Raw genomic sequence first — 5,167 nt, 5'->3', positions numbered from 1 at the left:
AAGATTCTAACAATTACTTTCAAATAATTAACAGTTCAAACTCGTTCATTCATACTGACAAAAATTAAACTTAAAAAACGAAGGAGGTTTTCAATGGTGGATAATTTTTAAAATAAAAAGAAACCTAGCGCAAATTACAAATACTAGCGCTAGGTTTTCATTTAATTATATTGAAGAGCTATTTAAAAAGATTAAAGCAACATAAAGTCATTTTTATAAACCCATTCTAAAACTCTATCCCCTAATCTGCTTCCTAAACTGAAAAAGGCTCGTACCGAGTTCGTTCAACGCAATTGCTGCTAAGATAATAGCCGTGCCTAACCACTGAAGCGGTGTTATCGTTTCTGATAAAATAATGCTTGCTGATAGGATGGCGATCGGTAATTCAATGGATGTTAGTATATTGGCGATGCCTCCCGAAATTAAAGGCGCGCCCATCGCGAAAAATAGTGGAGGAAGGACAGCTCCAAATAACGAAACTCCAACAGCACTGGTTATTAAGTTTGCCTCCAATGGCAGTACAGATGGAATTTCACGCATGAAAATGACAAGAACTAAGATTGTTGATCCTGTTGCCATCAATGAGGTCCGAGTCCATGGATCCACATTTACAGCGACCTTTCCACTGAAAAAAATAAATCCCGCATAAGTAAATGCAGATAGAATACCAAAAAGGATACCTTTGAAAGGCAGACCCTGTATGTCCCCATTTAATACATTCGAAGCAAAAAAGACTCCTACTAATATTAAAATGATAGACAATATGGTTACAGGTGCAGGTTTTATTTTGCTGAAAATCCATTCTAACATGATTCCTATCCAAACGAATTGAAACATTAAAATGATGGCCAATGAGGCAGGCAAATATTGCATGGCCCCATAATAAAAAATACTTGTTAATCCGGTAAAACAACCGGTCATCATTATTTGAGGAATATTCTTTTTAGTAAGCCCTTTAAAACTAGCACGTTTTATTAGAGTAAAAGACCATAGTAAAATGGAGGAAATTAACATTTGAACGATATTAATTTGGCCAAGTGTATAGCCGAAGCTAAACCCCAATTTAGCAAATACCGGTGTAAACCCAAAAAAAGCAGCACCTATTAACACAAATAAAATACCTTTATTTAATTTCATTGCGAGACCTCCTTGGTGCTGAAATATTACTATACTATTATAGCATAAATAGAGGATTGGCTATCCCAATCCATAGGGTGTGAAGATCTTTAAGGAAACTATTATCTATTAAAACAAGCAAAATCGGATGGTGCCAGTACACCACCCGAAGTCCAAAGCAAAAAAATAACCCCTCTGAAAAAGGGTCTTTAGAAAAGGGCATAGGTTAACCCAAATCATTTTATGTTCTGATAGGACTTATCCAGAGCCCCTATAAATCAGAGCGATTTTTTTACAACCAAAGAAATAAATGAAAGTGTACAAATGAAGGCAAATCCAATGAGGAGCCAAAATGCGGCATCAAATGAGCCTTTAGATCCTTCAACGATGAATCCAATGGCAATAGGTGTGACAAAGCCTGCAAGCTGCCCGCCAAAACTAACAAATCCCATTGTTGACCCGACAATTTGTGTAGGCACAGTCTTTAGAACACTTGTTGGAAGAAAGATAATGATAAACGCACCAAAAATCATGATAATAGTTTGATAAACCATGAATTCAGTGACACTGCTTGCATTAAACATAAGATATAGCAAAATTCCAACAAAGGCTGCGCTAATGATGCCGTAAATATATTCTTTTCCCTTTGGTAATTTATCTAAAATATAACCTGCCCCAAATGTTCCGATAATGGCTGCCAATCCAGGAATGGCAGCAATCCAGCCCAATTCAAGCAGTTCTAATCCTCGAATGTTTACGAGATAGGTGGGCATCCATGATAAAAGCCCCCAATTAATAGCATTTACACTAAACGAAGCAATAAACAAGCTCCAAACAAAAGGGTATTTTAAAAGCTGAAGTAAGGATTTTGGCTGTTGAATGTTTAATTCTTCTTTGACATTCTCTTCTACTGATTTAGGATCTTTTATGTAGAACCAAAAAATGATTGCTAAAACAACACCTATTACACCTATGATCCAAAACATTGCACGCCACCCAATGGTCGCCATCATCGTTGTTGCAAATATCGGTGTCAAAATCCCTAAAAAGGCCCCTGATGAAAGAACAATGGCCATCGCTCTTCCTCGTTCCGATAACGGAAAAGTTTGGGCGATAAGCTTTGATCCAGCTGGCATATAGCCCCCTTCTCCAATACCGAAAAAAAAGCGAATCATTAATATGGAAGTTAACGACCAAGCTGCCCCCGTTAAGGCAGTAAAGATGGACCACATGATGATGGCAGTGATCAAAACTTTCCTTGAACCAAAACGATCGGCTAACCAGCCTCCAGGAATTTGCATAAGGGCATAACCTGCAAAAAAACTGCTAAGCAAGAATCCTGTTGAAGTTGCACTAAGCTGCAAATCTTTCGTAATGGAAATGACAGCATAGTTCATCACAAATCTATCTAAATTTCCAAGCGACCATCCAGCAAATAATAAGGCTAATATGAAATGCTTTTCTTCCCATGCTTTAAATTTCGCCAAAATTCTCTCCCCAGTCATTTAGAATTGGGTGCTGATCTTATTTCTTCATTTATAAAAAGTGTGATTGCTTTATGACGGACAGGTTTCCGTCATATTCTGCCTGAGCTGTCCGTAATCGTCCCTATGACAGCCCAGTCTCCGCCGTTATTGCCTCAAATTTAAGGTTAATAAGACGACCCCTAGGAAAAAAGTCTAGTATTATATATATTTTATAATTGGTGTATTAGCACATAAAAAAGAAAGTCACTATACTATCATTCAGATAGCACAGTGACTTTCAAAAATATCAGATTATCATTAATTCCGAATCAAATAATCAAATGCTCCCAAGGATGCATTCGCACCGGAACCCATTGAAATAATGATCTGCTTATATGGACTGTTCGTACAGTCCCCTGCAGCAAACACGCCAGGGATGTTCGTTGCGCCACGATTGTCGACAACGATTTCACCGATTCTAGTTTGTTCAATGGTTTCACCTAACCAGTCTGTATTTGGCACAAGACCGATTTGAACAAATACTCCCGCCAATTCAATATGCTTCTCTTCTTCAGAGTCACGATCAACGTAAGTAATTCCGTTTACCTTATCAGTGCCGGTAATTTCTTTCGTTTGAACATTCTTCAAGACTGTGACATTCGATAAGCTGTTAAGACGGTCTTGGAGTACTGAATCTGCTTTAAGTTCTGGATTAAATTCAAGAACGGTTACATGTTCGACAATTCCTGCTAGGTCGATGGCAGCCTCAACGCCGGAGTTACCGCCGCCAATAACAGCGACTTTTTTCCCTGCAAATAATGGGCCATCACAATGCGGGCAGTACGCCACACCTTTATTCTTAAACTCAGCCTCACCAGGTACGCCGATATTGCGCCAGCGAGCACCTGTTGAAAGGATAACGGTTTTGCTCTTTAGAACCGCGCCGTTTTCCAGTTCAACTTCAATAAGGTCTTTCTTTTCTAAACGCTTAGCACGCTGTAAGTTCATCACATCGATGTCATACTCTTTCACATGCTCTTCAAGGCTTGCGGCGAGTTTAGGACCTTCCGTGGACTTTACACTGATAAAGTTTTCGATGCTAAGCGTGTCCATAATCTGACCGCCAAAGCGTTCAGCAACAATACCCGTGCGAATGCCTTTACGTGCTGCATAGATGGCCGCACTTGCACCTGCTGGTCCGCCTCCCACAACAAGGACATCGAATGGATCTTTATCAGCAAACTCGGACGCATCTGGGCCGCTTCCCATTTTGGCAAGGATTTCTTCGAGTGACATACGGCCGCCGCCGAATTCTTCCCCATTAAGGTATACGGTGGGTACAGCCAGAATGTCTTTGCTTTCTACTTCTTCTTTATATGCAGCCCCATCGATCATAGTATGTGAAATATTAGGGTTAAGAACGCTCATCACGTTTAATGCTTGTACTACATCAGGGCAGTTGTGACAACTTAAGCTGATGTATGATTCAAAGCGATATTCGCCCTTAATGCTTTTCACTTGATCAATGACTTTCTGATCGACCTTCGGAGCTCTTCCACTTACCTGAAGCAGAGCTAACACTAATGAAGTAAATTCATGGCCAAGAGGGACACCAGCAAAAGTTACTCCGGTGTCTTCGCCGATACGATTCACACTAAAGCTCGGTGTTCTTTGTAATTCTGTGTTCTCAACTTTTATTTTCTGTGACATAGTGGCTAATTCATCAACTAAAGCCAGCATATCGCGAGAAACTTCATCAGATCCCGCACTTACTTTGAGAAGCACTTCGCCCTCCATCAATTGAAGATATTGGGCTAATTGTGCTTTTATATCTGCATCAAGTATCATGGATGACACTCCTTAAATTTTCCCTACAAGATCAAGGCTTGGCTTAAGTGTAGAAGCACCTTCTTGCCATTTTGCCGGGCAAACTTCACCTGGGTTGTTACGCACGTATTGTGCTGCCTTAATTTTATTTACAAGAATACTTGCATCACGGCCGATGCCGCCTGCGTTAATTTCAAGTGCTTGAACAACACCGTCTGGATCAATGATGAAAGTACCGCGATCTGCAAGACCTTCTTCTTCGATTAGCACATCGAAGTTGCGAGAAATTTGTTGTGAAGGGTCGCCAATCATCACATATTTGATTTTATTAATAGTTTCTGAATGATCATGCCATGCTTTATGTGTAAAGTGTGTATCTGTTGAAACAGAGAAAACTTCCACTCCAAGACCTTTTAGAGTAGCATATTCGTTTTGAAGGTCCTCAAGCTCAGTTGGGCAAACGAAAGTAAAGTCAGCTGGATAGAAGCAAACAACACTCCATTGTCCTTTCATGCTTTGTTCAGTAACCTCAATAAACTCGCCGCTGCCTGCATCATAAGCTTGTGCTTTGAATGGTAGAATTTCTTTTCCGATTAGAGACATATTAAATCTTCCTCCTATATATGTTTTTAAATCTTAGATAGTTTGGGCATAAAGCCATAATTTTAAAAGGAAAAAATGATTAATATTTTTTTTAATCATCATTCCTTAATTAAAATAATTCTAATACAACACTCATTATTATATAGAATTTACTT

General features: G+C 39.3%; 4 protein-coding genes. All 4 read right to left on the bottom strand.

The window, feature by feature from the left end:
* Positions 1-234 precede the first annotated feature (234 nt).
* Positions 235-1,137, bottom strand: coding sequence for an EamA family transporter (locus V7164_RS17770; RefSeq protein ID WP_335346046.1), 903 nt, complete (start codon positions 1,135-1,137; stop codon positions 235-237).
* Positions 1,138-1,394: 257 nt separating this feature from the next.
* Positions 1,395-2,603 carry an MFS transporter gene (locus V7164_RS17765; RefSeq protein WP_335346045.1) on the bottom strand — a complete coding sequence of 403 codons (1,209 nt, stop codon included), beginning with the start codon at positions 2,601-2,603 and terminating at the stop codon, positions 1,395-1,397.
* Positions 2,604-2,900: 297 nt separating this feature from the next.
* Entirely contained in the window at positions 2,901-4,430 is a 1,530-nt protein-coding gene (ahpF, locus tag V7164_RS17760) for an alkyl hydroperoxide reductase subunit F (protein ID WP_335346044.1), read from the bottom strand.
* Positions 4,431-4,442: 12 nt separating this feature from the next.
* On the bottom strand, positions 4,443-5,012 hold the full coding sequence (gene ahpC, locus V7164_RS17755; protein WP_335346043.1) for an alkyl hydroperoxide reductase subunit C: 570 nt from the start codon (positions 5,010-5,012) through the stop codon (positions 4,443-4,445).
* Positions 5,013-5,167 lie beyond the last annotated feature (155 nt).

Source organism: Bacillus sp. JJ1474 (assembly GCF_036965225.1).
GTDB lineage: Bacteria > Bacillota > Bacilli > Bacillales > Cytobacillaceae > Cytobacillus.
The sequence above is the reverse complement of the archived record's forward strand: the minus strand, read 5'-3'. Positions and strand labels throughout refer to the sequence as shown.

Bases quoted from the DNA above. Each gene is read 5' to 3' on its own strand.
- V7164_RS17770 (WP_335346046.1), bottom strand. From the start codon at position 1,137: ATGAAATTAAATAAAGGTATTTTATTTGTGTTAATAGGTGCTGCTTTT.
- ahpF (WP_335346044.1), bottom strand. From the start codon at position 4,430: ATGATACTTGATGCAGATATAAAAGCACAATTAGCCCAATATCTTCAA.
- ahpC (WP_335346043.1), bottom strand. From the start codon at position 5,012: ATGTCTCTAATCGGAAAAGAAATTCTACCATTCAAAGCACAAGCTTAT.